The following is a 1,139-nucleotide window of genomic DNA, read 5'->3' on the forward strand; positions in this document are numbered from 1 at the left end:
GGTGCTTGGGTGGCCGGCGCCTGCGGTTGCGTCACGACCGGCTGTTGGCCCGGCAGGTGCTGGTTGTTCGGCGGTATGGCGTCCGGTGCGGTGCTGGCCTGGGTCGGCTGGCTCGGCGCCTGAACCGGGATCGGCGGCATCGTCAGCCGCTCCTCGGGGATGTCCGGCGGCGGGACCGGCGCCTGACCGTTGATGAGCAGCGGTCCCTTGGCGCTGTTGACCAGCGTGGCCCAGCCCCCGTTGCCCAGCGTCGCGCCGATGCTGCACGCCACCTGGCGGCTGCCCGCCGACCAACTGGGCAGCGACACGGTCGGATAGATCAGCGTCAGGGTGGTGGTCCGCAGCTTGGTCGGTGCGAGGTAGGCGTCCGTCATCTTCGTGCACAGGTCCTTGATGAACCCGTCCTGGTCGGGCTCGGCGGGCATGGCGCCCGGAAACTTCTCGGCCAGGTTCACCGTGCCGGTGACCTCCATCGCGTGCGGCGTCGTGCAGTCGACCGGGACGTCGGTGGGCTGGTTGGTCGCCGAGTCGATGCCCAGGCAGGTGCCGGCCGGCCAGACCTTGGACTGGTCGACGTCGGCGACCTTGCCCTTGAAGACCTCCTGCTGGTTGTTGGGCCCGGGGAGCTGCAGGCCGCACAGCATGCGGCGGTCGCCCGACTGGCGCCACGCCCGGTCACCGGCCCACAGCAGGCTGACCATGAACCTGCTCGCCGGGTCGAACTTGGGGCCCAGGTAGTTGTGGACCGCGGGCTCGCACTGCTCCTGCGTCATCTGCTGGATCCGGGCCGGCGACGGGGGCGAGGCGCCCGGTCCGTACTCGGCGCCCGGAAATGTCCGCATGTCGACGGACTCGGCGACTTCGAACTTGTGATCGTCGGCACAGCTGACGATGCTGGCCGATTCCGGGGTGGCGTCCGGCCACATCAGGCAATCGCCGCCCTTGGCGCGGTTGAAGGCCGCGTCGCTCTTGGTTCCGGTGCTGGGCACCGGCTCGCTGTTGATGTAGCCGGCCAGCCGTCCCGGCCCGCTGCCGACCGGGATCGCGGTGACCAGTCCCGCGATCAACAGCCCGCCCAGCGCGGTGAGTAACAGCGGCCGCCGGGTGGCCGTCGCCTGCAACCCGCGCGGCCAGGCGAA

Annotated in this window: 1 protein-coding gene; it reads right to left on the bottom strand. The window is 70.9% G+C overall.

All coding sequences use genetic code 11. From position 1 onward, the window contains the following. Window positions 1-1,139 (bottom strand): septum formation family protein (locus A5673_RS03125; RefSeq protein WP_068227044.1); only part of this gene is annotated, 1,139 nt, incomplete at both ends.

It is taken from the genome of Mycobacterium sp. E3198 (assembly GCF_001667015.1).
Classification (GTDB): domain Bacteria; phylum Actinomycetota; class Actinomycetes; order Mycobacteriales; family Mycobacteriaceae; genus Mycobacterium.